Here is a 26,431-nt window from a genome sequence, read left to right as displayed (position 1 = left end):
ATGATCCAAATATCTCGAACAATCGGGAATGCTAGTCTGTTCGACCGTGACAGGCAACAACCCCGCGGTCCCGGACTACGAACTCGCGGAGACTCTCGAGCTGACGACCGCCGAGCAGGTGCGGGCGATCGCCGACCCACTCCGTACGACGATCCTCGGCCTCCTGCACGAACGTGCCGCGACCGTCACCGAGCTGGCCACCGCGGTCAAACGACCGAAGAGCACAGTCGCCCATCACGTGAAGGTGCTCGCCGACGCCGGCATCCTGCGCGTCGTCCGGACCCGGAAGGTGCGCGCGATCGAGGAGCGGTTCTACGGTCGCGCCGCCCGCTCGTTCTACGTCGGCCTCGGCCGCCAGGGCGGCAAGCTGCCGGAGGACTTCAACGACTTCGAGGTCGCCGCCGAGGAGTCCAGGACCGCGTACGACGAAGGCCAGCTCCGCTCGTTCATCCGCCATGCCCGGATCCCCGAGGAACGCGCGGGCGAGTTCTGGCGCGGGGTCCACGAGCTGATCGACACGTTCGACAAACTCCCGCGCGCCGGCGACACGACGTACGGGTTCACTGTCGGTCTCTACCCGATCGTCGACTACCCGACGCTGCCGCCGACCGCGGATGAAGGCTAGGGTCGACATTTGTGACGACAATTGACTTGGGTGGAACCGGGACCGCGGCTTCGCAGGTCGTTCTTGGGCTGATGCGGATCAAGGAAAAGTCCGACGAGGAGATCCGCACGCTCGTCGGGACCGCGCGCGATGCCGGGGTGACGATGTTCGACCACGCGGACATCTACGGCGGTTCGCACGGGTGCGAGCAGCGGTACGGCGAAGCGCAGCCGGTGCCGGAGTCCGAGCGGGACCAGATCCTGCTGCAGTCGAAGGTCGGGATCCGCTCGGGGTTCTTCGACTCGTCCCGCGAGCACATCCTGTCGGGTGTCGAGCAGTCGCTGACCGCGCTACGGACCGACTATCTCGACGTACTGCTGATCCACCGTCCTGACACCCTGGTCGAGCCGGACGAGGTCGCGGCCGCGTTCGACGAGCTGCACACCAGCGGCAAGGTCCGCGCGTTCGGCGTCTCGAACCACACGCCTGGTCAGATCGAGCTGCTCAAGAAGTCGGTCCGTCAGCCGCTGGTCGCCAACCAGCTCCAGTTCAGCATCACGAACGCCGCGCTGGTCGCACAGGGCCTGGCCGCGAACATCATGGGCCTCGAGCAGTCGGCCGACCGCGACCTCGGCATCCTCGACTACAGCCGGCTGCACGACATGACCATCCAGACCTGGGGTTCGGTGCAGTCCCCCGAGGGCGGTGGCGTCTTCATCGGCGACCGGTCGAACTATCCCGAGCTGAACGACGCTCTGGACGAGCTGGCGAACGCGCACGGCACCTCCCCCGACGCGATCGCCATCGCGTGGTTGGCGCGGCATCCCGCCAAAATGCAGATCGTCATCGGCACCACCACGCCGAGCCGAGTCCAGGACGCCGCCACCGGCGCCGCGATCCGACTCACCCGCGAAGAGTGGTACCGCCTCTACACCGCCGCCGGCAACACCCTGCCCTAGCGATGAACGTACGACGTACTGCGACGCGGCTGCTGATCGGCGGAGCTTTGGCCGCGGTGGTCGGCTTGGTGGGCGCAATGGTCACCGACTCGGCCACCAAGCTGAGCTATCAGGTCATGGTCACCGAGCCTGCCGCGTCCGGACGTCTACCCGACTGCAAACCAACCCTGCTGATGCTCGACCAGGGCACCGGCGCCGAGCTCCCCTGCTCCGGCACACCTGAGGGCGGCTTCACCACGGCCGAGCGTCAGGAGATCCTCAAACTCGCGACCACGATGGCCGCCGACGGCAGACTCGACACGGTCGACCAATTCAAACTGAGCGAACTAGCCGCCGAGATCGGCCGCCGCCACGACGACCCCACCAACAGCGCCGCCACCTGGGCCTTCGGGATCGTCGGCACTCTCGGCGGCGCTGCCTTCCTGACCGGTATCGCCCTCAGGATCGTCGCGAACGCGCGACGTACAGTCCCGCGAGGTTGAGCGCGAGCCCCCACAACGCCAGCATCACCAGGAACGGCGGCCAGTCCGAACCACCGAACTCACCCTTCCACCACGGCTGGGCCGACCCGTACGGCGTCAGCCACGGCCGTGCATCTGGTGCGGCCGCGGACAGTACGCCGTACAGGCCGAGTGGGATCACGATGGTGAGCACGGCCGCAATCCACCCACGCCCAATCAGCCTTCCCAGCCCGATGCCGACCAACTGCGCAACAACCTGCGTGACGAACGCCCCAACGATCAGCACCACCGCATGCTGCCAACGATCACCAGCCGTCGACGGCACCAACCACGCAACGAGAATCGACGCAACCAACCCCACCGCCGCCAACCCCACGGCGTACCCAAGAGCCAACCGAAACACCGACCGCTCCCGCCGAGCCGCCGCCACCGCACCAATGAACGGCACCCCGACCGAGATCAAACTCTGCGCAACCCCAGAAGCCGACGCAAAAGTCCGATCCGCCTCAGCAGCCCCAACCTGACTCAGCACCGCCCCGAGAACTCCCACAACCCCAGTGACACCGGCTATAACGCGATAAGTCCGCATCGAGCACCCCCAGCTCTAGTCGATGCCCGATTATCCCATGCAACGGGTTCCCGCATATTCGACGACTGCTTTGCGCATGGTTACTGCGCCGGGTGGGGCGCCTTCGGGGGTGAGGGTGTAGCCGGCTTGGCGGTAGAGGGTTTGGGGGCCGGTACTGCGAACGCCGGTGTGCAACGCGATTGTCGCCGTACCGGCTGGGGCGTGAGATTCGGCGTGGGCGAGAAGTTGTTGCCCTAGGCCCTGATGTCGGTAGTCGGGGGCAACCATCAACCGCCCGATCAGCCAGGCCTCGCCGTCCCGACGAGCACGCACGGACGCGATCAATCGACCGCCGGAGCGGATGACCCAGACCTGCCAGTCTGCGAGCGCCGCCTCGACCTGAGCCGCGGTTTCAGTCAGCGCAGGTAGGTCGAGCGTCTGGTTCGCGATCGCCTCGTCGACCCAGCAGGCGCGCTGCAGCACGACCAGTTCCGGCACATCCCCTGTGCGCGCCGGCACGATCCGCCCGTCCTGGTCACGCAACGGACGCAGTACGGCGGCCGCCCGCGCCAGCTGGGTCAACCCACCGCGGGCATACCCCTCCCTCCGCTCGTTCGCGACCACCTCACCCTCGAACACGTCGTCGGCGATCCGCAGATACACGTCACCGCCAATCGAGAGCATCCGCATCGTCGCCGCCACTCCGCGCGCCATCTGGACCGCCCGCGAACCTGCCGACGTATTGCCGTAGCCGACGAAGAGGCACGGCTTCCAGGCCCACTCGCGACTCAGGAAGTCGAAGGCGTTCTTCAGTGTGGCCGGCATCGCGAAGTTGTACTCGGCCGTCACGAACACGAACGCATCGGCCGCATCCACTCGACTACTCCAGGCCCGGGTGTGCGCATGCACGTAAACCCCGGTCGACGGATGCTCCGGCTCATCGAGGAACGGCAGCCCGATCTCGGCGAGATCCGCCACGTCGATCTCAATCTCCAGCTCAGCCGCAGTCGCGGCCGTCGCCCGGACGAACCACTCCGCGATCGCCGGCCCAAGCCGCCCAGGCCGAGTGCTGGCAACGACCACCATGATTTTCATTGACATGTCAAAGACGATAGCAAGCTTCTATGACATGTCAAAGAAAGCTAGGATCACCCTATGACTCAGTGGCTGACCACCGACGAGGAGCGCGCCTGGCGCGCGGTACGGCGACTGCTGACCGTGCTGCCGTCGCGGCTCGGCCGCGATCTCACCCAGCTCGGCGTCTCCACCGCGGACTACGAAGTGCTCAGCACGCTGTCCGAGAAGCCCGATCGCCGCTGGGGTCTCAAGGACTTCGCCGAGAAGATGCAGTGGTCCCGCAGCCGGCTGTCACATCACGCGGCGCGAATGGAGGCTCGCGGCCTGATCGAGCGCGAACCGGATCCGGCCGACGCCCGCGGTTCGATCTACCACCTGACCGACGCCGGCTTCGCCGTACTGGCCGAGGCTGCACCCGGCCATCTCGAGTCGGTCCGGGCCCGCTTCCTCGACCACCTCAGCCCCGAAGAGGTCGCCGTACTCGAGCGCGTCGCCGACCGGATCGCCGACCTGCCCGACTGATCGCTCACTCGTCCGACCAGCGCTCCAGTACGTCGGCAACCCGGGCGAGGACGTCGCGAGCAACGGCGTACTCATCGGGGCCGAACTCTTCGGCGAAGCGTGCTTCCAGATCATGGAGGCGCAGGTAGCCGTCGGTCGCGACGCGGATGCCCAGCTCGCTGTAGGTGACGAGTTTGGCGCGACCATCCTCCGGATCGGGGCGCATCTCGAGGATGCCCAGGGCTACCATCTCGCGGATGAGTTCACCCATGGACTGGCGCGTCATTCCGGCCCGGACCGCCATGTCGGCCGAGCGGGATCCCTCCGATTGGAGCGTGCCGAAGACGGCATTGTGGGCCTGTTTGACCTTCGGATGACCGCGCTTGTGCATCTCGCGGACCATGTCGACCTGGAGCGCGCGGTTGGCGCGGTCGACCAGGGCGATGAACGGTTTGCGGTCGAGTCGGGGCAGCTTGGCGCTTGACACTCGTAAGGATTCCTTCCATTATTTCGACAGGAATCCTTACAGTATCAGGAGCGACCATGAATCAGAAGGAACTGCAGCCGCTGGTGGCGAACCTGTTTGCGCGGGGTCGGCGCCGGACCGTCCGGGTCGCGGTCGAGCAGGAGTTCCTGGTCGCCGACGCCACCACGGGAGCCGCCGTACCGATCGAGCGGGTACGACGCGCGGCGGCCGGCGCGGTCGCGGCGCCGTACCTGAGCTTCGAGCCGGGCGGTCAGCTGGAACTCAGCCTGCCGTGCAGCCTCGACCCGGTCGGCCAGCTGCGCACGATGGTCGCGGACCTCACCCACCGCCTGACCGCCGCGCACATCACCACCTACGCGCTGCCGGTCGACCCGCGCCCCGAGCACGAGGTCCCGCTGCAACTGACGAGCCCGCGGTACGTCGCCATGCATCGACACTTCGATTCGATCGGACCGGCCGGTCGGCGGATGATGCGGCGTACCGCGTCCACGCAGCTCTGCCTCGACTGGTGGCCGGGGCAGGCGGGTCTCGAACAGTGGCGCGTCCTCAACCTCGCCGGTCCTTATCTCGCCGCGACCTTCGCCCGAAGCTCAGGCCCGCACGGGCGGCTCACCACTTGGCTGGAGACCGACCCTGCGCGGACCGGGTTCGACGACCGGCTGCTCGTTGGCGATCCAGTTGCGGCGTACAAGGCCTTCGCTGTTGGCGCCACGGCCTTTGTTGGTACGGCGGCCGAGCACCTCACCACGATGTTCCCGCCGGTCCGGCCGCGGTCGACGTACCTGGAGGTCCGTTTCCTCGATGCGCAAGAGCCGTCCGCGATCGGTCCCGTGGTCAGTGCTTTGACCAGCCTGATGTACGACGACAACCACCGCCGCAGTGTGTTGCGGCGACTGGAAGTGGATCGGGCTGACCTGGGTGAGCACTGGCTCGCCGCGGCCGCCGGGGATCTCGATCTGGAGTTGGTCGCATGAGCGCCATCCTGTTCGTCACCGATCCGCTGGTCGGACTGCAAGCCGATATCGACGCGACCATCGGCCTGATGGCGGCGTCGCAGGACCTCGACCACGACGTCTGGTGTTGTCAGCCGGAGGAACTCGCGGTCATCGACGGCCGCCTGTACGCCCGCGCCCACCGCATCCGCCTCCGCCCTCGCCGCCCCGGCCACGACCACCGGTGGATCGTCGACCCCACCTGGTACGACGAACTCGACACCGCGCTGCTCGATGTCGCCGGCTTCGAGGTCGCGCACCTCCGGATCGATCCGCCGGTCGACGAGCGGTACCTGCACACGACGTACCTGCTCGACCTCGCGGGCACCCGCGTCATCAATCGGCCGGACGGGGTCCGCGCCGTACACGAGAAGCTGATCGCGCTGCGGTTCCCATCGTTGTGCCCATCAACCTACGTCGGTACGTCGGTCGCCGACCTCCGCTCGTTTGTTGCTCGGACCGGAACCGCGATCGTCAAGCCTGTCGACGGATTCGCCGGACTCGACGTCTGGTTGGTCCACGACGACCACGCGGCACTGTCCCTGCTGGAATCGGCCACCCGCGGCGGTCGGCGGCAGGTGATCGCCCAGGAATACCTGCCAGCTGTTGCGCATGGCAACAAACGGCTCTTCCTGCTCGACGGCGAGATCGTCGGTGCCGTCCTCCGCCGACCGGACGCGTCCGACTTCCGCATCGGCCCACCGGTCGCCGTCGCCCCGATCGACGCCGTCGACCTCACGATCGCCGACGCACTACGCCCCGTGCTGATCCAGCACGGCCTCACCATCGCCGGCGCCGACGTGATCGGCGGCCGCCTGATCGAGGTCAACGTCACCTGCCCCGGCGGCATGCACAAAACCGACGCCCTCCTGGGTACCACCCTCAGCCAATCGATCGTCCAGCACCTCACCGCACGCGAAGGAGTACTGACATGAGCACTATCACCATCATCTGCATGGCCCTCTTAGGCATCCTGCTCTTCCTCCTAGGCGCCAACGTCACCCGCCACCGAGCCATGCGAGGCGGTGGCAACCAAGCCCCCACCGACCCCGCCGACCCACTCCTCATCGCTGTCCGCGCCCACGGGAACGCGGCCGAGTACATCCCCACCCTGCTGGTCCTACTCCTAGTCTGCTCATTCCTCTCGAACAGCTGGGTAGTAGAAGCCCTAGCCATCGCCGCCCTCGTAGTCCGCACCACCCACGCCGTCGGCATGCTCACCGCCAAAACCCTCGCCGCCCACGGCCCCCTCCGCGACATCGGTGCCCTAGGCACCTACCTGGTAGGCATCGCCACCGGCATCACCGCCATCGCAACCCTCTAACAACAGGACGTATCCCCCCCACCATCCGTCCCTCCCACGTTCACCACCACCCGGCACAGCCGCCGAACGGAGGTATACGTCCTGTCCGTCCGCAGATTCCACCGCAGAGCCCACTCGACCGCTGAAGCGGCCGACAAAGCAAGAGGGTGGGCTGGGTAGATGGCTGGGCCGGATGGCGAGGTCGGCTACCGCGGTTCACCTTGCCTGGGGCTGACGGGCTGTGGCTGGGGTTCGTGATGGGGGTTGGTTCAGTTGGTCGGAAGATTTTCGGGTGTGGGCGCCGAAAAAGTACCGGCTAACGGGTGGGCCAGCCGGTGTAGGACTCGGCTAGGTAGGTGGCGGCGGCTTCGGAGGTGGTGATGGAGGTCAGTTCGCCTTGTTGGCGGCGGAGGTCGAAGGCGTTGGCGTTGGGGTGGGTGTGGAGCATGCTGGTCATCCAGTAGGAGAAGTGCTGGGCCTTCCAGACGCGGTCGAGGGCGCGGGGGCCGTATTCGTCGAGGGCGTCTTGGCCGTGGAGGGTGCGGTCGAGGACTTCGGCTAGAACTCGTACGTCGGCCAGGGCGAGGTTGAGGCCTTTGGCGCCGGTGGGTGGGACGGTGTGGGCGGCGTCGCCGGCGAGGAGGAGGCGACCGTGGCGCATGGGTTCGGCGACGAAGCTGCGGAAGCGGAGGACGGTCTTGCCGGAGATCGGGCCCTCATTCAGGGTGAGGCCGTCGGGGCCGGCCACGCGGGACTGGAGTTCGGACCAGATGCGGTCGTCGGACCAGGCGTCGACGTCTTCGTCGGGGTCGCATTGGAAGTACATGCGTTGCAGGGTGTCGGTGCGTTGGCTGATCAGCGCGAACCCTCGGGGTGAATGCGTGTAGATCAGTTCCGGCGCACTCTTCGGCGCCTCGGCCAGAATCCCGAACCAGGCGAACGGGTACTCGCGCACGTAATGCCGCCGTACCGACTCCGGCACCTCCAACCGGCACATCGAATGCGACCCGTCCGCACCGACCAGGTAGTCGCACCGCACCTCGTGCTCGCGCCCGTCCGCCCCGGTGAAGAGGATGCCGGGCAGATCCGAGGTCACATCGACAACCCGAGTCTGAGCAACCCCGAATCGCACATCACCACCATCACGAGCCCGCGCATCGGCCAGGTCGACGAACACGTCGGTCTGCGGATACAACCACGACGCCGCCCCGACCAGCCCTTTGAAGTCGATCCGGTGGCTGGTCCCGCCGTACCGCAGCACGATGCCGTCGTGCGCGATCCCCTCCCGGCGTACTCGGTCGGACACGCCGGTCTCGACGAGCAGCCGGACGCTGTCCTCCTCGAGGATGCCGGCGCGGACGGTGTTCTCGATCTCCTCACGTGTACGGCGATCGACGACGACCGAGTCGATTCCCGCCAACGCCAGCAGGTGGGAGAGCATCAGACCGGCGGGTCCGCCACCGACGATCCCGACTTGGGTGCGTGTCAGTTCAGTCATTGAGCACGTCCTGCGCGATCGCGAAAGCGTGGTTGGCGGCGGGCACCCCGCAGTACACGGCCGCCTGCAACAGCACCTCGGTGATCTCCGCATCACTCAACCCGTTGCGACGCGCGGCCCGCAGATGCATCGGCAGTTCGGTCCAGTGCCCGTGCGCGATCAGCGCGGTGATGGTGATCGCGCTCCGCGTCCGGCGGTCGAGCCCCGGCCGCGTCCAGACCGAACCCCAGGCATAGCGAGTGATCAGTTCCTGGAAGTCCGCAGTGAGCGGTGTCTTCGCGGCCTCGGCGCGGTCGACGTGCTCATCCCCCAGCACCTCTCGACGGACCTGCATCCCGGCCTCGTACGTCGGATCGCTCATCGCACCCCTCGTTGGAAGAAGTCGGTCAGGACTCCAGCGACCGCAGCGGGCTCCTCGGCCGGCGGCAGATGCGCACTACCTTCGAACACGTACGACGTTGCTCCCGGCAACCGATCTGCCGAATCCCTCGCCAGCTCAATCGGTACGACGCGATCGTGCCGACCCGCAGCCACCAGTACCGGCACAGTCGCGGTACCCAGTCGCTCCCGACCGTCGAACCGGGCCAGCGCCTCACAAGTCGCGGCGTACGACCGAGCGTCCGCATCGGTCAGGCTTTCCAACAACCCGGCGGCGGTCCGCGGATCGCGGTCGGTGAAGCCGGGCGCGAACCATCGCTCCACCGACCCCGCGATCAACGCCGAGGTCGACGCCGTGCGGACGAGATCTGCGCGCTCATACCAGGCCGCGGCGTCCCCGATCTTCGCCGCCGCCGCGAGAGTCGCGATCCCGGCAAACGGCCCTGGGTCGATAGCGAGAGCGAACCCAACCGCGCCGGCCACCGACACCCCGGCGTACCAGCAGTTGCTCGCGGCAAGCTCCGAGCCGGACTTCCGGAAGCTGTCGGCGGCGGAAAGCTCTGCGGTGATCTTGCGGAGGGTGTCGGCGAGGTCGGCGAGTTCGAATCCGACCGCGGGTGCGCTCCGACCGTGACCGGGGAGATCCCACCCGACGACGCGGAACGACGGCGTCAGGTGCTGGACGCATGCACCCCACAACGCTTCGACCGATGTGCCCAGCGATGGTCCGACGATCAGCAGGTCGCCGGTACCGCCGAAGTCGGTGCAGGTGAGCTCAACCACGATCCCACCGCTCCAAAACCCGATCGACGAACGCAGTCGCCGACCCGAGATACTCCGCCGGGTCGTCTCCCGTACCGCGCTCGGCCAACAACTCACCCGCCGCCTCCTGCGCACGCTGAGCCATCTTCGCGGCATCAACCTCCAGACCACCAACCAGGTCAGCGGTCTGGGACAACGCGGTCACACTCAACGTCAGAACCCTAGTAAACGCAGGCCATTCCGCATGCCAGGCACCATCCGGCCGCTCGTCAACCGCGAGCGCGCTACACGTATGCAAGTGCCCAACCAACGGCGGCACCTGCAACGCCGCACTCCGAATCAGCACGCTCAGCACCGGATTCGCCTTCTGCGGCATCGTCGACGAGGTCCCCTTCGCGGCGGATCGCCGTTCCCGCACCTCCCCGACCTCAGGACGCCCCAAGAACAAGACGTTCCCGGCAATGACCCCAGCCGCCGCACATGCTTCGGCTAACACGTCCGCGATCCGAGTGATCGGCGTACGACGGGTGTGCCAGGGCAGCGCCGATTGCAATCCAAGCTCGGCCGCGAACGCATCAACCACGGCATCCGGTACGTCGGTCGACTCGCCCAGCAACGACCGAGTCCCGGCAGCTCCCCCGACCTGCACCGGGAGTTCGATCGCCCGCACAGCATCCCGGGCGTCCAGTACGCCGACCAACCACTGCGCAACCTTCAGTCCGAACGTGACCGGTACGGCGTACTGCGTAAGCGTCCGCCCAGCCATCACGGTCTCGCGATGCGCGCGAGCCAGCTCAGCCAACGAAGCAGCCGTCAACGTGAGGTAGGTGTCAACGCGCCCAAGCGCATCCTTAGCCAGCAACATCAACGCAGTGTCGAGTACATCCTGGCTGGTAAGCCCCCGATGAACGTACTCGTCGCCAACCAGCGACCGCAGGATGCGTACAAGCTCCACCACCGGACTACCCGCGCTCTCAACCGCCTCCACCGCCGGCCGCGGAACGCCGTTAGCAATCGCGGTGTCGAGCTCGGCAAGAGCCTTGTCGAGGTCAGCAACTACCGCGCCGTCAGCACGAGGGGCGGCGCGGTCGGTCGTAGATGCTGCGCGGGATTGTTCGGTGGTGCGACAAGCCGCCAGCCAGGCTCGCTCGACTTGTAGGAGGGCGTTCCAGAGGCCTTCGTCGTCGAGGCCGGCGGCGCGGTGGCGGCCGGGCTCCAGGAGGTCGCTCATTTGTGGCCTGGATAGGTTAAGAAGACCGACTGGTTCTCGCCTTGGAGGTGTAGGTCTAGCTTCAGGGATCCGTCGGGTGAGCGGGTGGCGATCATGCGGGTCTGGTCTTCGGGGTCGAGGGTGGATAGCAGGGGGTCGGACTCGAGGGCTGGGTTCGGCAGGTAGATGCGGGTGAACAACCTGTCGAGTAGCCCTCGGGCGAACACCGTCACGGCGAAGAACGGTGCGCCACCGTCTACTGACCCCGGCTCGACGGTGGAGAACCAGTACTCCCCCGCCAGGTCTGTGCTGCAACGGCCCCAGCCGGTGAAGACCCCGTTGCGGCGCAGCGATCCGGCGACAACCGGAACGACACCCGCCACGTCGGCTTGCCGGATCTCGATCAGCGCGTCTGGGACCGGTTCGCCGGCGCCATCGTACACGGTGCCGTGGAGGCGGATGCCGGTGCCGACAGCAACTAGTTCGCGGTCGCCGGCGTACGGGAGGGCGTAGTGGAAGAAGGGGCCGACGGTCTGGCCGGGGGTGCGGTCAGGCATGGGTCTCGTCCTCCATCGGCGTGGCGTGGGAGCCCGTCAAGACGATGTCCCAGCGGTAGCCCAGCAGCCATTCGTGCTGGGACAGGTCGTGTGCGTACGTCGCGACCAGGCGTTCGCGTGCGGCCGGATCGGCGATCGACTGGAAGACCGGGTCGAGTCCGAACAGTGGGTCGCCCTGGAAGTACATCTGGGTGACGAGCCGCTGGGTGAAGTCGGTACCGAACAGCGAGAAGTGGATATGGGCCGGCCGCCAGGCGTTGCGGTGGTTCCGCCAGGGATACGGGCCAGGCTTGATCGTGGTGAACGAATAGTTGCCATCGGCATCGGTCAGGCAACGGCCGACACCGGTGAAGTTCGGATCGATCGGGGCCGGGTGCTGGTCGCGCTGGTGGATGTAGCGGCCGGACGCGTTCGCCTGCCAGATCTCGACCAGCTGATGCCGAACTGGGCGGCCGTCGCCGTCCAGTACCCGACCAGCGACCAGGATCCGCTCGCCGATCGGCTCACCACCCGCCTGAATCGTCAGGTCGGCCTCGAGCGGGTCGACGTCGTGTTCCCCGAAGACCGGTGCGAGCAGCTCAGCACCTTCCGGGTCCGCCTGCCGCAGGTCCTTGGTTGGGTACCGCAGTAACGAACTCCGGTACGGCGCGAAGTCCAGCGCCGGACCAGTCGGCTCGACCCGGATCCCGCCCGGCCCGGCGTGGGCGGCGGCGATCTCGGCGGAGATCTGCTCTTGGGCAAGGAGAGGCGCGGCAGGTTCTGTCACCCGCCAATCGTCGCCAGCACGCACCCCATCTGCCACGATGGTCTTCCGCTGAGTGGAAGGAATGGGCGAGATGGCCGGCAGAGTCTCCACCCCCGGCGCGACGGTCGTGTCCCGCGCCCTCAGCCTCCTGTTCGCCTTCGACGACCAGCACCGCCGCCTCACCCTCACCGAACTAGCAACCCTCGCCGACCTCCCGTTACCCACCACCCACCGCCTCGTCGGCGAACTGGTCACCGGCGGCGCCCTCAGCCGCCGCCCCGACGGCCGGTACGTCGTCGCCCGCAAACTGTGGTCAGTCGGCCTACTCGCACCGCTGCCAAGCGGCTTGCGCGAAACCGCCGGCCCCTTCCTGAACGACATCCACGCCGCCACCCGCGCGACCGTCCACCTCGCGATCCGCGAAGGCATCCGCACGCTCTACCTCGAGCGACTCACCGGGCGCGCATCAGTCCCCATCATCAGCACCGTCGGCTCCTACCTACCCCTGCACTCAACCGGCGTAGGCAAAGTCCTCCTCGCCCACGCCCCCACCGAAATCCAGGAGGAAGCGATGACCCAACTAACCCGCTTCACTCCCCACACCATCACCCACCCGGCCCGCCTCACCAGACAACTGGACGAAATCCGAGAACGCGGCTACGCCACCACCACCGAGGAAATGACCCTCGGAGCCTGCTCAATCGCCGTACCCATCCGCCCCACCGGCCCCGAAGGCCCAGTAGTAGCCGCCGTAGGCGTAGTAGTCCCCAACCTCCGCCCCCACCGAGCAGCCCTACTAGCCGCCCTCCAAGTAGCCGCCCAAGGCATAGGCCGAACCATCACCCCCTGACCCCCATCACCCGAAGAACAGGACGTATAGGTGTGCTGGACGCCATCGCCCCGCTGGTGACTGCCCAGCCGGTGTGGCCGGCGGGCATACACGTCCTGTCGGTCGGCAGATCGGGCCTGGCCGGTGTGATCGCCGAGTGCGGGGAGTGCGTCGCCGACTGAAAGAACCCTGCAGCTGGATAGCGATTTCTAGCGGCAATCTCCTTCCACTCGCCACCCGGCCGGCTGTTACTGCACGGCGAGCGAAGCCACCGTGCCGACCGGCGCGAGGGGAGCTGTCCGGATGAGGCTGCACAGGCGCAGGTCCGCTCCAGGTAGTCGGCGGGACACACCTCGGGGGTGCATACCGCGCGCGGGCCCTTGAACACGTCATGCCTTGTTCAAGGCCACCACGTCCTGTTCACACCCCCAGCAACTGCTCCGCGCGGCCACGCCGAACCACCCACGGACAAGTCACAAGAGCCGGATATCCGGTCGGGTGGTTTGGGGTTAGAGGGGGTAGGTGGGGGGTGTGGAGCGGAGGGTTATCCAGCGGGTTTCGGTGAAGGCTTCGAGGTTGGCGGTGGGGCCGCCGAAGCGGGCGCCGGTGCCGGAGGCGCGGATGCCGCCGAAGGGGGCGTTGGCTTCGTCGTTGACGGTTTGGTCGTTGATGTGGACGATGCCGGTGGGGATTTGTTCGGCGATCGCTAGGCCGCGGAGGGGGTCTTTGGTGACTATGCCCAGGGAGAGGCCGTAGTCGCCGGAGGTGGCTAGGTGGATGGCGTGGTCGATCGAGTCGACCTTGGTGACGGGGGCGACTGGGCCGAAGATCTCTTCGGTGAAGGCTGGGGCGTCGATCGGTACGTCGGCTAGCACGGTGGGGCGGTAGAAGAGGTCGGTGTAGGTGCCTCCGGCAACCAGTTTGGCGCCGGCAAAAGTGGACGCGTTGACTAGGCCGTGGATCTTGTCGCGTTGACCGGCGTCGATGACGGGGCCGAGGGCGACCTGGTCGGTGGCTGGGTTGCCGACCGTCAATGAGGCAGCCTTCTCGGCGAGGGCTTCGACGAAATCGTCGTATACGCGGGCGGCGACGAGGTGGCGGCCGGCCGTCATACAGATTTGGCCTTGGTGGAAGAACGAACCCCAGGTGGCCAGGTTGACGGCTGCTGAGACGTCGGCGTCGTCGAGGACGAGGAGGGCGGAGTTGCCGCCGAGTTCTAGGTGGGCTCGTTTGAGGTGTTCGCCGGCCAGCGCGCCGATGCGGCGGCCGACGCCGGTGGAGCCGGTGAACGAGATGACGCGGACGTTCGGATCGGTCACCAGGGCCTGACCGACATCCGCACCACCTGGAAGCATCTGCAGTACGCCGGGAGGTAGTCCCGCCTCCTCGAAGATGCGGGCCATCAACGCGCCGCCGGTGACCGCCGTTCGCGGGTCCGGCTTGAGGATCACCGCGTTGCCAAGTGCAAGGGCCGGTGCGACCGAGCGGATGCCGAGAATGATCGGGACGTTGAACGGCGAGATCACCGCGACGACCCCGACCGGCATCCGGCGGGCCAGCGAGAGTCGTGGCTCCTCTGACGACAGGACCTCACCGAGTGGATGTCCCGGCAGCGCTGCCGCTTGATAGCACTCCTCGGCGGCGACGTGGAGCGAGAAGCCGACGATGCCGGCGGTCGCGCCGACCTCGCGAGTGTTCCAGCCGGCGATCTCGTCGGCGTGCTGCTGCCACAGGTCGCCAGCTCGGCGCATCACCGCGGCCCGTGCCGGGTGTGGGAGTGCTGCCCATGCTCGCTGGGCTTCGGCCGCGGCACGGCCGGCCTCGGCGACGTCGTCGACGCCGGCCTGCCCCATGCGGCCGAGTTCATTACCGGTGGCGGGTTCGATGACGGCGTACGCGCCGGCCTGGCCCGGCTGCCAGCTGCCGGCCTTGAAGACGTGCCCCGACCAGTCGGCGGTGTCCAGAAGCGTCATCTCGCTGCCCTCCAGTGGCGTGCCTGGGCGCCGCAAGCGCCAAAGGACTTTCGACGCGGGTCGCTCAGTTGGTTGCGTCACCGTAGGAGCCGCCCGGAGGGCCTTCAACGCTTGCTTCCACTCAGTGAGAGACGTTCTCCCGCAGAGCGGCAGCTACCGCGTCGACAGCTGGGGTGCGGGCTCGGCGGGTGAGCAGGTAGACGGCACGGCCGACGTCGGCTTCGGCAGGTCGCCGTACGACGACGCCCGCGGTGCCGTGGCGGAGTACGAGATCGGGGAGCAGGGCTGCGGCACCCGTCGTACGGACGAGTTCCAGCAGGATGAGGAAGTCGTCGGAGCTGTAGCGCAGGTCTGGTTCGAAACCGCCGTACTCGCGGCAGACGCGGACCTGCATCTCGCGGTGGCCGGTACCGGGCTGGCACGCGGCCCAGGGGATGTCGGCGAGGTGCGAAATCTTCACGCGGTCCGCCTTGGCCTCCGGGTGATTCTCCGGGAGCACGACCTGGATGTGCTCACGCAGTAAGGGCTCTCGCTGCAGATCCGCGTGGACTGGCCGCGGCTGACCGTCGTACTCGTCGCCGACCACCACGTCGAGCTGCTGCAGCCGGAGCGCCGGTACCGCCTGCTCGACCTCCCCCTCGGTCGCCTCGACCCGGATGTTCGGGTGGGTGACGGCCAGCGCCCGTACGGCGGGGGCCACGATCCGCAGGAAGGCCGACTGGAACGAGGCGATTCGGACGACCCCAGCGACGCGACCTGCCGCGACGGACGCCAACTCGGCCTCGGCCGCCTCGACCCCCTCCAGGAGAGTGGCGGCGTGCCGGACCAAGACGTGGCCGGCCGCGGTCAGGCGGACATTGCGGCCGACGCGCTCGAGCAACGGCGTACCGGCTTCTCGCTCCAGCACGGACAGCTGCTGGGAGACTGCGCTAGGCGTGTAGCCGAGCGCGCGGGCGGCGCCGTGGACGGTGCCGCGGTCGTGCACCTCGCGGAGCAGACGGAGTCGATGCAGATCCAGCATCTGTTCAGGATAGCTACACAATCATGTCCAAGAAGACGGGATGGACGTGAACAGTTGAACGGCTTGATCATCGTTGTCGTGGGCGCCCTCTTCTGTCTCCTTTCCGCTGCCGCCTTCGGCGCGATGGCCGTGGTCGGCAAACTCTCGTACGACGAAGGTGCGTCGGTGGACGCACTTCTGCTGGTCCGGTTCGGGCTGGCCGGGTTGGTTCTGATGGCGATCGCTCTGGCCCGCGGGGTCTTCCGCGGTATCCCTCGGCGCGCGGTGCTGGTCAGCCTCGGCATGGGCGTGTTCGGGTACGCCGCTCAGGCCGGGCTGTACTTCTCCGCGCTGACCCGGATCGACGCGTCACTGGTTGCGTTGCTCCTCTACCTCTACCCGATCCTGGTGATGGTCGGCGCGGTGTTGCTCGGCCGCGAACGCACCTCCCGCCGTCGCGTCTGGGCACTCGGCCTGGCGTTCGGCGGGATCGTCCTGGTCCTCAGCGGCGCCACCTCCGGCCGCTTCAACCTGACCGGCGCGCTGCTGGCGGCCGGCGCGGCAGTCGTCTACACGTGCTACATCCTCGTCGGCGATCGCACGACGGCCGACGTACCGCCGCTCGCTCTCGCGACCCTGGTCTGCATAGGTGCCTTCGGCACCTTCTTGGTGAACGCCATCCTCCGCGGGAACGCAGGCGGGATCACCGAGATCTCCTCGACCGGGTGGCTTTGGCTGGCCGTCTTGTCGCTCGTCAGCACGGTCGCCGCGATCCTGCTGTTCTTCGCCGGAATGGCCCGCGTGGGACCGTCGATCGCATCGATCCTGTCCATCCTCGAGCCGGTGGTGACGGTCGCCTCGGCCGCCCTCGTCTTCGGCGAACACCTCAGCCCGCTCCAGTGCATCGGCGGTGCGATCGTGCTGTCCGCCGTACTGATCGTCCAATGGCCACGCGAGCGGATATCCCTCCGTCGTACCGCTTCTCCGTCCGTAGACGGGGGTGAGAACGGGCAACGCGACGGGATATCCGTTCCTGTTGTGGCGGACGCTTGAGTAAGCGGACTGCAGTCCGTTATGGTGGCGGCATGGAGATTGATGTGGGGTTGGAACGGATCCAGGCGCTGGGGCGTCAGGACTTTTGGCTTGCGGTGTTGGTGACGCAGCGGCGGTCCGGGGAGCCGGCGGCCTCGGTGGTGAATGCGGGGGTGCTGGATCACCCGTTGACGGGTGAGCCGGTGGTTGCGTTCGTGGCTCGCGGCGGTACGGCGAAGTTGGCGAATCTGCGGCGGAATCCGCAGGCCACGCTGGTGTTTCGGGCCGGCTGGGACTGGACCGGCGTGACTGGGCCGGTCGAGCTGGCTGGTCCTGATGACGAGTTGCCCGGGCTCGATGCGGAAGCGCTGCGGCTGGTATTGCGGGACATCTATCACGCGGCCGGCGGTGAGCACCCCGATCTGGACGAATACGACCGAGCGATGGTCGAGGACCGTCGTACGGCGGTCTTCATCCGGCCGGAGCGTTTTACCAGCAACCCTGCGGGCGCTGACCACGAGGAGGGCGAGTGAACGCGATCCAGGTCTGGTCGGATTTGTTGTGCCCGTTTGCTCATGTGGCGATCCATCGGTTGCGGGTGGCGCGTGAGGAACTGGGCATCGACGTACGGCTGGACCATCACACGTTTGCGCTCGAGTTGTTCAACGGACCGCATCCGCGACCTGGTACGGACAGCGAGGCGGTGGGGCTTGGTCAGGTGGCGCCGGAGGTCGGGTTCCGGTTGTGGTCGCAGCCGGACTGGGCTTATCCGTCGACCGTGCTGCTCGCGGCCGAGGCTGTGCATGCGGCGAAGGAGCAAGGGCTGCGGGAGTCCGAGGAGCTGGATCATGCGCTGCGTAAGGCGTTCTGGTTCGAGTCGCGGTCAATCGGGCATCGGCAGGTGATCCTCGATGTCGCGACTGAGGTCGGTATCGACAGCATCGCCTTGGCTGCGGCCCTCGACGACGGGCGGGCGCGGGCCACGATGATGGCCGACCATGCGGTTGCGGTCACCGATGCGATTCAAGGTAGTCCGCAGTTCGTGCTGCCGGATGGGTCGAGTGTGCACAACCCCGGGATCAGTGTCCGCTGGGAAGGTCCGTTCGCGGAGGGCTATCCGATCGCTCAGAACGTCGACCCGGGATGGGCCGAGCGCCTTCTCAAGCAGGCCGCATGATCCGGTTCGAACGCCTGGTGGTCGGCTACCTCGACACCAACTGCTGGATCATCGCGCCCGACCTCCCCGGTCGCCCACCCGCGCTGATCGTCGACCCCGGTGACGACCCGGACTACCTCGCCGCGGCAGCAGCGTCGTACGACGTCGTCGGGCTCTTGATCACGCACGCCCACGCCGACCACGTCCTGGCCCTGCAGCCCCTCGCCGAATCCCTCAACGCCCCGATCATCGGCCACCCCGCCGAGCGCGAGGTCTGGGCCGCCGAGCTCGACCACCTGGCGAAACACGGCTACCTGGACGCCGGCACCGCCACCGCCGACCTGGTCGCCACCGGCAACGCCCCGCGCCCGAACCCCGACGTACCTCTCTGGAACGGCCACCTCGACCAGGAGATCCAGACGATCACGACGCTCAAGCTAGGCCCCTTGGACGTCAACGTCATCCCGACGCCCGGCCACTCCCCCGGCAGCCTGACCGTCCACGCCGCCGGCCACCTCTTCACCGGCGACACCCTCTTCCCCGGCGGCCCCGGCCTCACCAGCCCGGTCTACCCGCTGACCGACTTCGCCGCCATCATGACCTCGGTCCGCAACCTCCTCACCTACTCCGAAGACACCGTCATCCACCCCGGCCACGGCCCCGACACCACAGTCGCCACCGAACGCCCGTACGTCGAAACCTGGCAAGCCCGCGGCTGGTGAGCTCTGGACGGCGGACGCCCGGCGTAGGACCCTGTTCTCCCACCGCCTCGGGCCTACGACGGGAACACCACCTTGTCCGACTCAGTGCTTACTTCGGTTTTGTTGCCGATCGCGTTGGCGATCATCATGTTCGGGCTGGGGTTGAGCCTGACCACGGGGGACTTCGCGCGGGTGGCGCGGATGCCCAAGGCGGTACTGGTTGCGTTGGGCACCCAAGTGGTGTTGTTGCCGGTGATCTGTTTCGGGATGGTCAAGGTGTTCGGGCTGGCGCCGGCGTTGGCGGTCGGGATGATGTTGCTGGTGGCCTCGCCGGGCGGTACGACGGCCAACCTGTTCAGCCATCTCGCCGGGGGTGATGTCGCGCTGAACGTCACGCTGACCGCGGTGAACTCGGTGCTGGCGGTGATCACGCTGCCGATCGTCGTGAATCTGTCGATCGCGCACTTCCTCGGCGACTCGGGGCAGCTCGGGTTGCAGCCGGCGAAGATGCTGCAGGTGTTCGCGATCGTGCTGGTACCGGTTGCCCTGGGCATGCTTGTCCGGAGCCGAAAGCCCGGCTTCGCCGATCGGATGGAAAGGCCGGTGAAGATCGGGTCGGCCGTCGTACTGGCGCTGGTGATCTTCGCGGCGATCTACACCGAGCGCGCCAACTTCCTCGACTACCTGGCCGCGGTCGGCCTGATCGCCGTACTGCTCAACGTGATCAGCCTTGCTCTCGGGTACGTCGTCCCGCGCGTGGCCGGGCTTGGTGAGCGGCAATCCATCGCCTGCTCGATGGAGATCGGCATCCACAACGCCACCCTCGCGCTCACCATCGCACTCAGCCCAGCCCTGCTGAACAACAGCGAAATGGCCACTCCGGTAGCCGTCTACGGCATCGTCATGTTCTTCCCGACCGCCCTCGTCGCCTACCTGCTCAGCAGGCGGACGACGAGGGCGCGAACACTAGCCGAGTAGCCAGTCGAAGACGCCGGCACCGCCGAGGCGGGAGACGGCCGCCTCGGCGGTGGCGCGGTTGAGGTCGGCGACCACGATCACGTTGGCCTCGTAGAACAGGCCGTCGTTCTCCGTCTCGCTCGCGGCGTCCTGGGCGAGGCGGACCGGGTCGTAGACGATCACCGGGAACGTGCGGTCACCGTAGGCCAGGTGACCACCCATGAGCAGGCCGCGGTTCTCCACCTCGAACCAGTCGTAGTCGCCGAAACCGTCCGGGGCGACGAGCCGCCAGCCTGCCTGGGTCATTACTTCTCCTTCGATGGGTGAACGACGGGCTACAAGAACACGATCTTGTCCAGCAGACCCAGGAACTTCTCCGGTGTCATCGGCGCCCTGGGCATGATCTCGAAGTGCCCGGGGGTGTTGCCGGTCCGCCAGACCATCAGCTCGTCACTGATCGTCGCACGGTCGACCTGGAGGATGGGTTTGTAGGCGTCCCCGATGCTGCTGGGGTTCCGGAAGACGGACATGCCGTGCGTCGGTTTCACCAGCCCGGTGGTGGCGTCCACCTTGTAGTCGACATTGGGTCGCATGACCTTCGGGTTGCCGTTGCTGGTGCCGCGGTACAGCGGAGCGTCGGTGGTGTCCTCGTACTTCATCCGGCTCGGCCGCTCGGCCGCCTCGGGTTTCGGCTTGTTGCCGTTCCCCCGTGGTGGCTTGCCCGGCCCGTCCGACTTCGCCTTGCCGCCCTGGTTGCCCCGGTTGCCCTGATTGCCCCGGTTGCCCTGGTTTCCACGGTTCTGCTGGCCCCGGCTGTTGCCTCTGCTGTGGCTGTTGCTGTTGTTGTTGCGTTGGGCCTTGTGGTTGTTCCTGGGTTTCTTCTTGTCCGCGATGTGTTTGATGATCGTGTGGTAGATCACCACGGTCTTCGCGACGAGACGCATCACGAGCACCTGGATCAATCGCCACATCGTGACGATCACGGTGGTGACCACTTTGACCAGCTTGACGGTCGTGTGCCAGGCCCATTTGAGAACGTCCCAGATGTTCTCGACCTTCTCCTCCCAGCTGATCGTCGTGACCGGTTGCTGGTAGGACTGCAGCATCGCCACCAGCACCAGGACGACGAGCAGCACCACGAGGATCACCGGGATCGTGATCACGATGACGAAGTTGCCGTCGGAGTCGTTGTAGCTGACCGGGTTCTGGTTCGCGTAGGCGTAGCCGTTCATCTGCCGGGGATCGCTCATGTCGATCAACGCGTCGACCGATATGAACCGTCCGGTGCTCTTGTCGTACTCCCGAGCCCCTAGGTGCACGAGTCCGGTGTCCGGATCGCTGGTCCCGCCGTGGAAGTCGCGCTGCCCCGGCCAGTTCGCCGGCGCCGTACCGCGGGTCTCGCCGTACGGCAGTACCCGGCGCTTCTGCACAACCTGCGACACCGAGTCGATCGCTGTCAGCGGTGTCCCCTGCAGGTCGCCGAGCAGCCAGCTCAGCTTGCTGTCCGAGGTCCGTACGGCGACCACCCGGTCCCCGAAGCCGTAGTACCGGGTACCGGTCACGTTCTGACCGGCCTTGTCCAGGTGCAGCTCCGTCTCACCGACGTACAGCGTGGTTCCGGACGAGTCCCGGCGGATCAGCCGGCCACCGTCCGCGTCGTACACCGCACTGGTCGAGGCGGTGCCCTTCGTGGTTGCGGCGAGCTTGTTCTCCGCGTCCCATTCGAGGACCTCGTCCGTGCCGTTCGCGGTCCGGCGGGTGGTGTTGCCGACCTCGTCGTACCCGAAGGTCTTCGTCTTCGTCCCGGCCGGACCGGTGCTGGTGACACTGGTCAGCGCATGCGGCTTCGCGCTGCCGTACTCGTAGGTGCTCGTCGTCGTGCCGACAGGTGTGGTCGTCTTCTCCGACTTGCGGTTGCCCGACTTGTCGAACGTCCACTCCTGCGCGTACGGCGCCGGTCCGCCGAGGTCCTGGGCGGCCGTACAGTCGCCGCCGGTGTTGTCCGCCCCCGGCTTGGGGGTCCAGGCCTTGGTCAGCCGGCTCAGGTAGTCGTAGTCGAAGCACTGGGTGTCGGTGGCCTCGTTCGACTCCGCCGGGGCGATGTCGGTGATCTTCTTGATGTTGCCGCCCGGGTCGTACTCGTACCGGGTGTCGGAGACCCGCTTGGGCGACAGCTCCTTGTCGACCACGACCCGGCTCACCCGGCGGGTGATCTGGTCGTACTCGAACTTCTGCTGCACGAACGGACCGGACGCCGTGCCCAGCGTCAGGATGTCGGCGTCTTCGAACGGCGTATACGCCAACTGCCGGACGTAGGTGTCCTGACCCGCCAGTGAGGTCGGCAGGCCCTGGTTGTTGTACCCGAGCGTCAGCGTCTCCGCGCTGAGCCCACCGGCGGCCGGGAGCGACCGCGTGGCGATCTTGTCGTCGTCGTTGTAGGTCTGGCCGACCGTGTAGCTACCGGCCAGCTTCCCTTCCGACGCGGGCAGCGTCAGGGTGGTCCCGCTCGCCCGCCCGGCGGTGTCGTATCCGGTGATCGCGGTCGTGTAGGCCTCGGTCTTGCCGTCCTTGGTGACGTACCGGGTCGAGGACGCCGGCCGTCCGACGGCGACCGAGTCGTACTTCCACTCGCTCTGCATCGGCCCGTCGGGGGCGTTCAGGCGGGTAGCGGTCCGCCGGCCGTTGTCGTCGTAGTTCGTGTACAGCTTGACGCCGCGGGCGTCGGTGGTCGCCACCAACTGGTTGGCGGCGTCGTACTCGAACTTGGTGATGCCCTTGTCCGGGTCGTTCTCCTCGATCTTGCGGCCCTGGACGTCGTACTTGTAGCTCCAGACGTTGCCGCCCGGGTCGGTGACGCTCTTCAGACTGCCGGTCGGGTAATAGGTGTACTTCGTGCTGTCGTAGTCCCCGGTCGCACTGTCGCCCTTGTACTGGCGAAGCTCGACCAGGCGGCCGTCGGCATCCATGATCCGCGTCGTCGGGGTCTGCCCGGTCGGCGGATCGATCGTCTGCCGTCCGGTCCTGATGTCGTGCTCGACCGACCACTTCTGCACGCCCATCGACCGGAAGGTCTGGCTCTTCGGCAGCTCGGCCTCGTCGTAGACCGTCACCTCCTGCTTGGGCAGGGTGGCCTCGTCGACGATCTTCAGCTCACCCTCGGCCAAGGTGGCGGTGTAGTACGGACCGTTGACCTTGGTCTCGAGACCCCGCGAGTCGTACCGGTTGTCGGTCACCAGCCAGCCACCACGCGGCGTCTGCTCGTGCGTCTGCCGGACCCGGCCCAGACCGTCGTACAGGTCGTAGCTGATGTCGTAGACGCCGTTCTTCACCCGGCGCTTCGTGGTGACCGTGGACGGTCCGTCGTCCCGCAGCTTGTACTCGAACTCCAGGTCGGCCGGACCGGTGACCGGGTGCCCGGAGTTCCAGGTCTTGCTGACCCGGCCGATCGCGTCGAGCTGCCGGACGCCGCGGCGGCCGTCGGCCATCTGGACCGCGGTCTCGGCGCCGAAGGCCGGCTCAAGCTCGGTCACCACCTGCTCGCCGTTCGGGGCGATGTCGGTGAGCTTGGTGATCGGTCCGTACGCCGGGCTGTACGTCCGGCGGGTCGGCCGGTTCAGCGCGTCCACGGTCTCGGTCTGACGACCCTGGGTGTCGTACTTGGCCGTGTAGACCAGTTCGTACTTCGGCTGCCCGGCGGTGTCGAACCCGGAGAGCCGCTCGGCCCGGGTGACCCGGCCCCTGGTCGGTACGGCGGTCACCGAGGTGGCGTCGTCGTAGAACAGCCGCTCGTCGGTCAGCACGTCGGCGTTGCTGAACGGCTGGTCGCAGCGCTTCGCGGTCTGCTGCAGGCGGGCCGGCAGCTCGCGCAGGTTCTTCGCCGGGTTCTCGACGTAGGTGTAGCGCGTGCAACTGTCGTCGGTGGTGTCGGCGAGATCGCCGGCCTCGTCCTTGCTGATCAGCCGGCCACCCGTGTCGTAGTTGTTCTGGGTGTCGATCTTCAGCGTGCCGGTGTCGGTCGGCTGGTACTGCGTGAGCTGCTTCTGACCGGAGTACCGCGAGGTCAGCGTTCCCCACGGCCGCGTCATGGTCGCGGTCGGCGCGGAGAGGTAGTAGTCGGCGATGCTCTTGTTCAGTACGGCGGCGCCCCGGTAACTGATCTGTTCGCGGGCCTGACCGGCGTTCTCGTTGAGGTCGTCGACCGCGGTACCGGTGGAGTCGGTGACCTTGACGTCCTTGGTCCCACCGGCCGCCGTCCGGTCACCGTCGAGGCCGCGGAAGTACAGCGTCTCGTTGACCGACTGCGGCTCGTCCGCGCGCCCCTTGATCACCTTGACGCGACCGAAACCGCGCCACTGCGACCAGGTGGACTCCTTCAGATCCGTCCCGGCGTCCTGCTCCTCGAAACGCCAGGCCGGCTTGTCGAGGTACTGCACGGTGGTCACGACCGGCACCGGCGCCTGCCACGGGTCGTTGGCCGCGACCGTGCGATCGGTCTCCTGCACGGACGTGACGACGTACTTGTGGAACCAGTCCGTGCGGTCGGGTGAGGTGTCCAGCAGCGACCACTTCTGCGGACGGCAGCGCCGGTCGTTGTTGTCCGGGGCCGGCAGACCTGTCGGCTGACAGTCGATGTCGCTGTAGTTCACTGCGACGTCGCCACCGGTCCCACCGTGAATCGCGTTGATCCGGAACCACTCCAGCGGCGGAACGGTGTCGCTGCCGGTGTCGACGCGGTTGGCGAGCGGAACGCCGTCGAAGCTGGTCGTGGGCATCTGGACCGGCGTACCGACCAGACCGGTCGGCGTGATCTCCTTGAGCCAGAGCGACGGACTGCTGTTGTCACCGCGCAGGTACTCCTGCCGCAGGGACCACGACTGCACGTCCTCGTGCTTGCTCGTCGCGGCCCGCCACACCTGGGTCGTCACCTTGTCCAGCCGCAGCTGGGTCCAGAACGTCGCTGTGTAATGGTTCTCGCAGTTCGTGGTGCTCGCGCAGGTCAGGTCCCACGGTGTGTCCGGGTACGTCGTCTTCTGCGTCGGACCGCACGGCAACGGCGTACAGCGCTCCGCTGTGGTGAACAGGACCTGGGCGACCGGCTTCTGGGTGAAGACCTGGCCGTCGGTCTGGCCGTACTCGATCCGCTTGATGTTGCCGGCCCGCACATAGCTGCTGACCGAGGCCTTGGTCAGGTTGCGGGCGTAGCGGTCCGTCTCGGTGTTGTAGAACAGGCTCATCGTGTTGCCGTTGGGGTCGACGACGTAGTCGAGGTTCCACTCGTAGGCCTGCTGGCACCACGAGTCGGCGAACGCGGTCTTGTTGCACTGCTCACCGCTGTTGTTGCCGTAGACGGGCACGGTGAAGGCCGACTTGGTCTCCTCCTTGCCGGTCGCCCAGCCGGGCAGGCGGTTCAGGCCGAAGTAGTACTTCGTCCCGTTCGACGAGGTCATCCGCCAGTACTCGCCCTTGTCGGCGGTGGCGACACCCTCGTCGCCGTTGGTCGCGCCGCTGAGCCGCTCGATGATCGCGCCGTCGTCGCCGCGCATCCGCCAGACCTCGCCACTGGCGTCCTTCTTGGCCAGCACCAGGTCGCCGGACTTGCCGTTGACGGAGATGTTCATGCTGTCGCCGGCGAAGCAGAGGTCACCGGTCTTGCGGGTGCCGTTGTTGCCGTTCAGGTCCTTGCCGCAGCTCTTGTACCGGCGCTCGATCGAGCCGCCGCCGCTGACCGTGAACCCTTGACCGATCTGCGTGGTCTGGTTGTTCGTCGCGGACGACAGTCCGTCGAGTGCGCCGGACGAGTAGTTCAGGCCGATCGACGGCTCCGGGCCGCCGGTCGCCGGCGGCGTGTCGAGCGGCATCTGCCACTCGAAGTCACCGGAGGAACCGCCGATGCTCCAGGTCGCGCTGCCGTCGCCGGAGCCCGACTTCTTGTAGTCGCCGGCACCGCTGGAATCGCCGGCCGCGACCATCAGGGTCTGCGGCTGGGCACCGACCGGTACGTCGGCGATCGCGTCGCCGTTGCCGTTGTTCCGGGTCGGCAGTACGACGGTCTTGCCGTCCTGCTGGGTGGTGAAGCGCAACCGGGTGGCCCAGTCGCCGCCGTACGTGTCGCGGAATTCGCGGTAGTCGACGCCGACGGTGACCTGGCCGGACTTCGCCGTACCGTCGGCGCGGGTGACCTTCAGCTCGAGTGCGTCACCGCGCCGGCCGACCAGGTCGACCTTGACCTTGGCGGGGGCGGTGGTCGCGCCCTTGGCGAGGACCTCGCGCGCGGTCGCGGCGGTCGGTGCAACCCAGACCGGCAGCTGGCCGGCCTTGGCCCGCTGGTTGACGCGGCCGCCGTTGAGGGCGAGCTGCCAGGTGCCGTTCGCAGCCGGCGCCGGTACGGCGACCTCGGCGGAACCGGCGGTCGGCCACTTGGTCGCGGTCGTGCCGTGGAACTCACGCGCGGCGGTCTTGGCCGCCGGACGGGGATCGGCCTTGGCGGTCCGGCCGTCGATGGACTTGTACTCGGTGGACTTGAACGCGGGATCGGGCCGGGTCGCGGCCGCCGCGGTCAGACCTTGCTGCTGAGTGGACAGGATCAGCGTGATCGCCAGTCCGGCGGCGATCGCCGTACTGGCGGCTTTGAGTCTCGAGCGGAACCGTCGAGAGGGCATGGGCGGGCCTCCTGGGTAGACG

At 67.3% G+C, this 26,431-nt stretch carries 26 protein-coding genes; 13 read left to right on the top strand and 13 right to left on the bottom strand.

What is annotated here, in order from left to right:
* Nucleotides 1-46 precede the first annotated feature (46 nt).
* From ACFTSF_RS35095 to ACFTSF_RS35085, 3 genes are read left to right on the top strand one after another with little or no spacing between them, the layout of a single operon-like run.
* Nucleotides 47-625 (top strand): ArsR/SmtB family transcription factor, encoded by a 579-nt coding sequence (locus tag ACFTSF_RS35095; RefSeq protein WP_380159126.1) that lies wholly within the window; start codon nucleotides 47-49, stop codon nucleotides 623-625.
* An 11-nt stretch (nucleotides 626-636) separates the two neighbouring features.
* A complete protein-coding gene (locus ACFTSF_RS35090; protein WP_380159124.1) occupies nucleotides 637-1,563 on the top strand; it encodes an aldo/keto reductase family oxidoreductase in 927 nt (308 codons plus the stop codon).
* 2 nt (nucleotides 1,564-1,565) lie between these two features.
* On the top strand, nucleotides 1,566-2,045 hold the full coding sequence (locus ACFTSF_RS35085) for a hypothetical protein (RefSeq protein WP_380159123.1): 480 nt from the start codon (nucleotides 1,566-1,568) through the stop codon (nucleotides 2,043-2,045).
* Here ACFTSF_RS35085 and ACFTSF_RS35080 read toward each other — a convergent pair.
* Nucleotides 2,002-2,556, bottom strand: a complete 555-nt coding sequence (locus ACFTSF_RS35080; RefSeq protein WP_380159121.1) for a hypothetical protein — start codon at nucleotides 2,554-2,556, stop codon at nucleotides 2,002-2,004. The genes ACFTSF_RS35085 and ACFTSF_RS35080 overlap by 44 nt on opposite strands.
* An 87-nt stretch (nucleotides 2,557-2,643) precedes the next feature.
* Complete coding sequence (locus ACFTSF_RS35075) at nucleotides 2,644-3,693, bottom strand: GNAT family N-acetyltransferase (protein ID WP_380159119.1); 1,050 nt, start codon at nucleotides 3,691-3,693, stop codon at nucleotides 2,644-2,646.
* 54 nt (nucleotides 3,694-3,747) lie between these two features.
* Here ACFTSF_RS35075 and ACFTSF_RS35070 point away from each other — a divergent pair, with 54 nt between their 5' ends.
* Entirely contained in the window at nucleotides 3,748-4,191 is a 444-nt protein-coding gene (locus tag ACFTSF_RS35070) for a MarR family winged helix-turn-helix transcriptional regulator (RefSeq protein WP_380159117.1), read from the top strand.
* Nucleotides 4,192-4,195: 4 nt separating this feature from the next.
* On the opposite strand, the gene ACFTSF_RS35065 is transcribed toward ACFTSF_RS35070, so the two are convergent.
* Nucleotides 4,196-4,657 carry a MarR family winged helix-turn-helix transcriptional regulator gene (locus ACFTSF_RS35065; protein ID WP_380159116.1) on the bottom strand — a complete coding sequence of 154 codons (462 nt, stop codon included), beginning with the start codon at nucleotides 4,655-4,657 and terminating at the stop codon, nucleotides 4,196-4,198.
* Between the two features lie 56 nt (nucleotides 4,658-4,713).
* Here ACFTSF_RS35065 and ACFTSF_RS35060 point away from each other — a divergent pair, with 56 nt between their 5' ends.
* The 3 genes from ACFTSF_RS35060 to ACFTSF_RS35050 are packed head-to-tail and all read left to right on the top strand — an operon-like array spanning nucleotide 4,714 to nucleotide 6,973.
* Nucleotides 4,714-5,631 (top strand): glutamate-cysteine ligase family protein, encoded by a 918-nt coding sequence (locus ACFTSF_RS35060; RefSeq protein WP_380159114.1) that lies wholly within the window; start codon nucleotides 4,714-4,716, stop codon nucleotides 5,629-5,631.
* Nucleotides 5,628-6,584, top strand: a complete 957-nt coding sequence (locus ACFTSF_RS35055) for a hypothetical protein (RefSeq protein ID WP_380159112.1) — start codon at nucleotides 5,628-5,630, stop codon at nucleotides 6,582-6,584. The genes ACFTSF_RS35060 and ACFTSF_RS35055 overlap by 4 nt, the downstream gene beginning before the upstream one ends.
* Nucleotides 6,581-6,973 (top strand): MAPEG family protein, encoded by a 393-nt coding sequence (locus tag ACFTSF_RS35050; protein WP_380159110.1) that lies wholly within the window; start codon nucleotides 6,581-6,583, stop codon nucleotides 6,971-6,973. The genes ACFTSF_RS35055 and ACFTSF_RS35050 overlap by 4 nt, the downstream gene beginning before the upstream one ends.
* Nucleotides 6,974-7,268: 295 nt before the next feature.
* Here ACFTSF_RS35050 and ACFTSF_RS35045 read toward each other — a convergent pair whose 3' ends face one another.
* Genes ACFTSF_RS35045 through pcaH form a run of 6 tightly spaced genes read right to left on the bottom strand, consistent with a single transcriptional unit; the run spans nucleotide 7,269 to nucleotide 12,123 of the window.
* Nucleotides 7,269-8,450 carry a 4-hydroxybenzoate 3-monooxygenase gene (locus ACFTSF_RS35045; protein WP_380159109.1) on the bottom strand — a complete coding sequence of 394 codons (1,182 nt, stop codon included), beginning with the start codon at nucleotides 8,448-8,450 and terminating at the stop codon, nucleotides 7,269-7,271.
* The gene (gene pcaC, locus ACFTSF_RS35040; protein ID WP_380159108.1) at nucleotides 8,443-8,811 is read right to left on the bottom strand and encodes a 4-carboxymuconolactone decarboxylase; all 369 of its coding nucleotides are present in this window, start codon (nucleotides 8,809-8,811) and stop codon (nucleotides 8,443-8,445) included. The genes ACFTSF_RS35045 and pcaC overlap by 8 nt, the downstream gene beginning before the upstream one ends.
* Nucleotides 8,808-9,611: an alpha/beta fold hydrolase gene (locus tag ACFTSF_RS35035; RefSeq protein WP_380159106.1), complete on the bottom strand. Its 804-nt coding sequence runs from the start codon at nucleotides 9,609-9,611 to the stop codon at nucleotides 8,808-8,810. Before ACFTSF_RS35035 ends, pcaC begins: the two co-directional genes overlap by 4 nt.
* Complete coding sequence (locus ACFTSF_RS35030; RefSeq protein ID WP_380159104.1) at nucleotides 9,604-10,821, bottom strand: lyase family protein; 1,218 nt, start codon at nucleotides 10,819-10,821, stop codon at nucleotides 9,604-9,606. Before ACFTSF_RS35030 ends, ACFTSF_RS35035 begins: the two co-directional genes overlap by 8 nt.
* Nucleotides 10,818-11,357 (bottom strand): protocatechuate 3,4-dioxygenase subunit alpha, encoded by a 540-nt coding sequence (pcaG, locus tag ACFTSF_RS35025; protein ID WP_380159102.1) that lies wholly within the window; start codon nucleotides 11,355-11,357, stop codon nucleotides 10,818-10,820. The genes ACFTSF_RS35030 and pcaG overlap by 4 nt, the downstream gene beginning before the upstream one ends.
* Nucleotides 11,350-12,123, bottom strand: coding sequence for a protocatechuate 3,4-dioxygenase subunit beta (gene pcaH, locus ACFTSF_RS35020; protein ID WP_380159100.1), 774 nt, complete (start codon nucleotides 12,121-12,123; stop codon nucleotides 11,350-11,352). The genes pcaG and pcaH overlap by 8 nt, the downstream gene beginning before the upstream one ends.
* A gap of 70 nt (nucleotides 12,124-12,193) precedes the next feature.
* Between pcaH and ACFTSF_RS35015 the strand changes: the two genes are divergently transcribed.
* The gene (locus ACFTSF_RS35015; RefSeq protein WP_380159098.1) at nucleotides 12,194-12,952 is read left to right on the top strand and encodes an IclR family transcriptional regulator; all 759 of its coding nucleotides are present in this window, start codon (nucleotides 12,194-12,196) and stop codon (nucleotides 12,950-12,952) included.
* A gap of 488 nt (nucleotides 12,953-13,440) precedes the next feature.
* Here the strand turns inward: ACFTSF_RS35015 and ACFTSF_RS35010 are convergent, their stop codons facing one another.
* Nucleotides 13,441-14,904 (bottom strand): benzaldehyde dehydrogenase, encoded by a 1,464-nt coding sequence (locus tag ACFTSF_RS35010; protein ID WP_380159096.1) that lies wholly within the window; start codon nucleotides 14,902-14,904, stop codon nucleotides 13,441-13,443.
* Between the two features lie 121 nt (nucleotides 14,905-15,025).
* The gene (locus tag ACFTSF_RS35005; protein WP_380159094.1) at nucleotides 15,026-15,925 is read right to left on the bottom strand and encodes a LysR family transcriptional regulator; all 900 of its coding nucleotides are present in this window, start codon (nucleotides 15,923-15,925) and stop codon (nucleotides 15,026-15,028) included.
* Nucleotides 15,926-15,979: 54 nt separating this feature from the next.
* Between ACFTSF_RS35005 and ACFTSF_RS35000 the strand changes: the two genes are divergently transcribed.
* The 5 genes from ACFTSF_RS35000 to ACFTSF_RS34980 all read left to right on the top strand — a co-directional run bounded on the left by ACFTSF_RS35000 (nucleotide 15,980) and on the right by ACFTSF_RS34980 (nucleotide 19,771).
* On the top strand, nucleotides 15,980-16,957 hold the full coding sequence (locus ACFTSF_RS35000) for a DMT family transporter (RefSeq protein WP_380159092.1): 978 nt from the start codon (nucleotides 15,980-15,982) through the stop codon (nucleotides 16,955-16,957).
* 32 nt (nucleotides 16,958-16,989) lie between these two features.
* Nucleotides 16,990-17,469, top strand: a complete 480-nt coding sequence (locus tag ACFTSF_RS34995; RefSeq protein WP_380159090.1) for a pyridoxamine 5'-phosphate oxidase family protein — start codon at nucleotides 16,990-16,992, stop codon at nucleotides 17,467-17,469.
* Nucleotides 17,466-18,113 (top strand): DsbA family protein, encoded by a 648-nt coding sequence (locus tag ACFTSF_RS34990; protein ID WP_380159088.1) that lies wholly within the window; start codon nucleotides 17,466-17,468, stop codon nucleotides 18,111-18,113. The genes ACFTSF_RS34995 and ACFTSF_RS34990 overlap by 4 nt, the downstream gene beginning before the upstream one ends.
* Nucleotides 18,110-18,814 (top strand): MBL fold metallo-hydrolase, encoded by a 705-nt coding sequence (locus ACFTSF_RS34985; protein WP_380159086.1) that lies wholly within the window; start codon nucleotides 18,110-18,112, stop codon nucleotides 18,812-18,814. Before ACFTSF_RS34990 ends, ACFTSF_RS34985 begins: the two co-directional genes overlap by 4 nt.
* 102 nt (nucleotides 18,815-18,916) lie before the next feature.
* Nucleotides 18,917-19,771 carry a bile acid:sodium symporter family protein gene (locus ACFTSF_RS34980; protein WP_380159084.1) on the top strand — a complete coding sequence of 285 codons (855 nt, stop codon included), beginning with the start codon at nucleotides 18,917-18,919 and terminating at the stop codon, nucleotides 19,769-19,771.
* On the opposite strand, the gene ACFTSF_RS34975 is transcribed toward ACFTSF_RS34980, so the two are convergent.
* Together ACFTSF_RS34975 and ACFTSF_RS34970 are read right to left on the bottom strand one after the other, a co-directional pair.
* Complete coding sequence (locus ACFTSF_RS34975) at nucleotides 19,760-20,056, bottom strand: hypothetical protein (RefSeq protein ID WP_380159082.1); 297 nt, start codon at nucleotides 20,054-20,056, stop codon at nucleotides 19,760-19,762. The two genes, ACFTSF_RS34980 and ACFTSF_RS34975, sit on opposite strands and share 12 nt — an antisense overlap.
* 29 nt (nucleotides 20,057-20,085) lie before the next feature.
* Complete coding sequence (locus ACFTSF_RS34970; protein WP_380159081.1) at nucleotides 20,086-26,409, bottom strand: RHS repeat-associated core domain-containing protein; 6,324 nt, start codon at nucleotides 26,407-26,409, stop codon at nucleotides 20,086-20,088.
* Nucleotides 26,410-26,431: the final 22 nt, after the last annotated feature.

It is taken from the genome of Kribbella sp. NPDC056951 (assembly GCF_042674205.1).
Classification (GTDB): domain Bacteria; phylum Actinomycetota; class Actinomycetes; order Propionibacteriales; family Kribbellaceae; genus Kribbella; species Kribbella yunnanensis.
The sequence above is the reverse complement of the archived record's forward strand: the minus strand, read 5'-3'. Positions and strand labels throughout refer to the sequence as shown.

Bases quoted from the DNA above. Each gene is read 5' to 3' on its own strand.
- ACFTSF_RS35085 (WP_380159123.1), top strand. From the start codon at position 1,566: ATGAACGTACGACGTACTGCGACGCGGCTGCTGATCGGCGGAGCTTTG.
- ACFTSF_RS35075 (WP_380159119.1), bottom strand. From the start codon at position 3,693: ATGTCAATGAAAATCATGGTGGTCGTTGCCAGCACTCGGCCTGGGCGG.
- ACFTSF_RS35070 (WP_380159117.1), top strand. From the start codon at position 3,748: ATGACTCAGTGGCTGACCACCGACGAGGAGCGCGCCTGGCGCGCGGTA.
- ACFTSF_RS35060 (WP_380159114.1), top strand. From the start codon at position 4,714: ATGAATCAGAAGGAACTGCAGCCGCTGGTGGCGAACCTGTTTGCGCGG.
- ACFTSF_RS35055 (WP_380159112.1), top strand. From the start codon at position 5,628: ATGAGCGCCATCCTGTTCGTCACCGATCCGCTGGTCGGACTGCAAGCC.
- ACFTSF_RS35050 (WP_380159110.1), top strand. From the start codon at position 6,581: ATGAGCACTATCACCATCATCTGCATGGCCCTCTTAGGCATCCTGCTC.
- ACFTSF_RS35045 (WP_380159109.1), bottom strand. From the start codon at position 8,450: ATGACTGAACTGACACGCACCCAAGTCGGGATCGTCGGTGGCGGACCC.
- pcaC (WP_380159108.1), bottom strand. From the start codon at position 8,811: ATGAGCGATCCGACGTACGAGGCCGGGATGCAGGTCCGTCGAGAGGTG.
- ACFTSF_RS35030 (WP_380159104.1), bottom strand. From the start codon at position 10,821: ATGAGCGACCTCCTGGAGCCCGGCCGCCACCGCGCCGCCGGCCTCGAC.
- pcaG (WP_380159102.1), bottom strand. From the start codon at position 11,357: ATGCCTGACCGCACCCCCGGCCAGACCGTCGGCCCCTTCTTCCACTAC.
- ACFTSF_RS35015 (WP_380159098.1), top strand. From the start codon at position 12,194: ATGGCCGGCAGAGTCTCCACCCCCGGCGCGACGGTCGTGTCCCGCGCC.
- ACFTSF_RS35010 (WP_380159096.1), bottom strand. From the start codon at position 14,904: ATGACGCTTCTGGACACCGCCGACTGGTCGGGGCACGTCTTCAAGGCC.
- ACFTSF_RS35005 (WP_380159094.1), bottom strand. From the start codon at position 15,925: ATGCTGGATCTGCATCGACTCCGTCTGCTCCGCGAGGTGCACGACCGC.
- ACFTSF_RS34995 (WP_380159090.1), top strand. From the start codon at position 16,990: ATGGAGATTGATGTGGGGTTGGAACGGATCCAGGCGCTGGGGCGTCAG.
- ACFTSF_RS34985 (WP_380159086.1), top strand. From the start codon at position 18,110: ATGATCCGGTTCGAACGCCTGGTGGTCGGCTACCTCGACACCAACTGC.
- ACFTSF_RS34975 (WP_380159082.1), bottom strand. From the start codon at position 20,056: ATGACCCAGGCAGGCTGGCGGCTCGTCGCCCCGGACGGTTTCGGCGAC.
- ACFTSF_RS34970 (WP_380159081.1), bottom strand. From the start codon at position 26,409: ATGCCCTCTCGACGGTTCCGCTCGAGACTCAAAGCCGCCAGTACGGCG.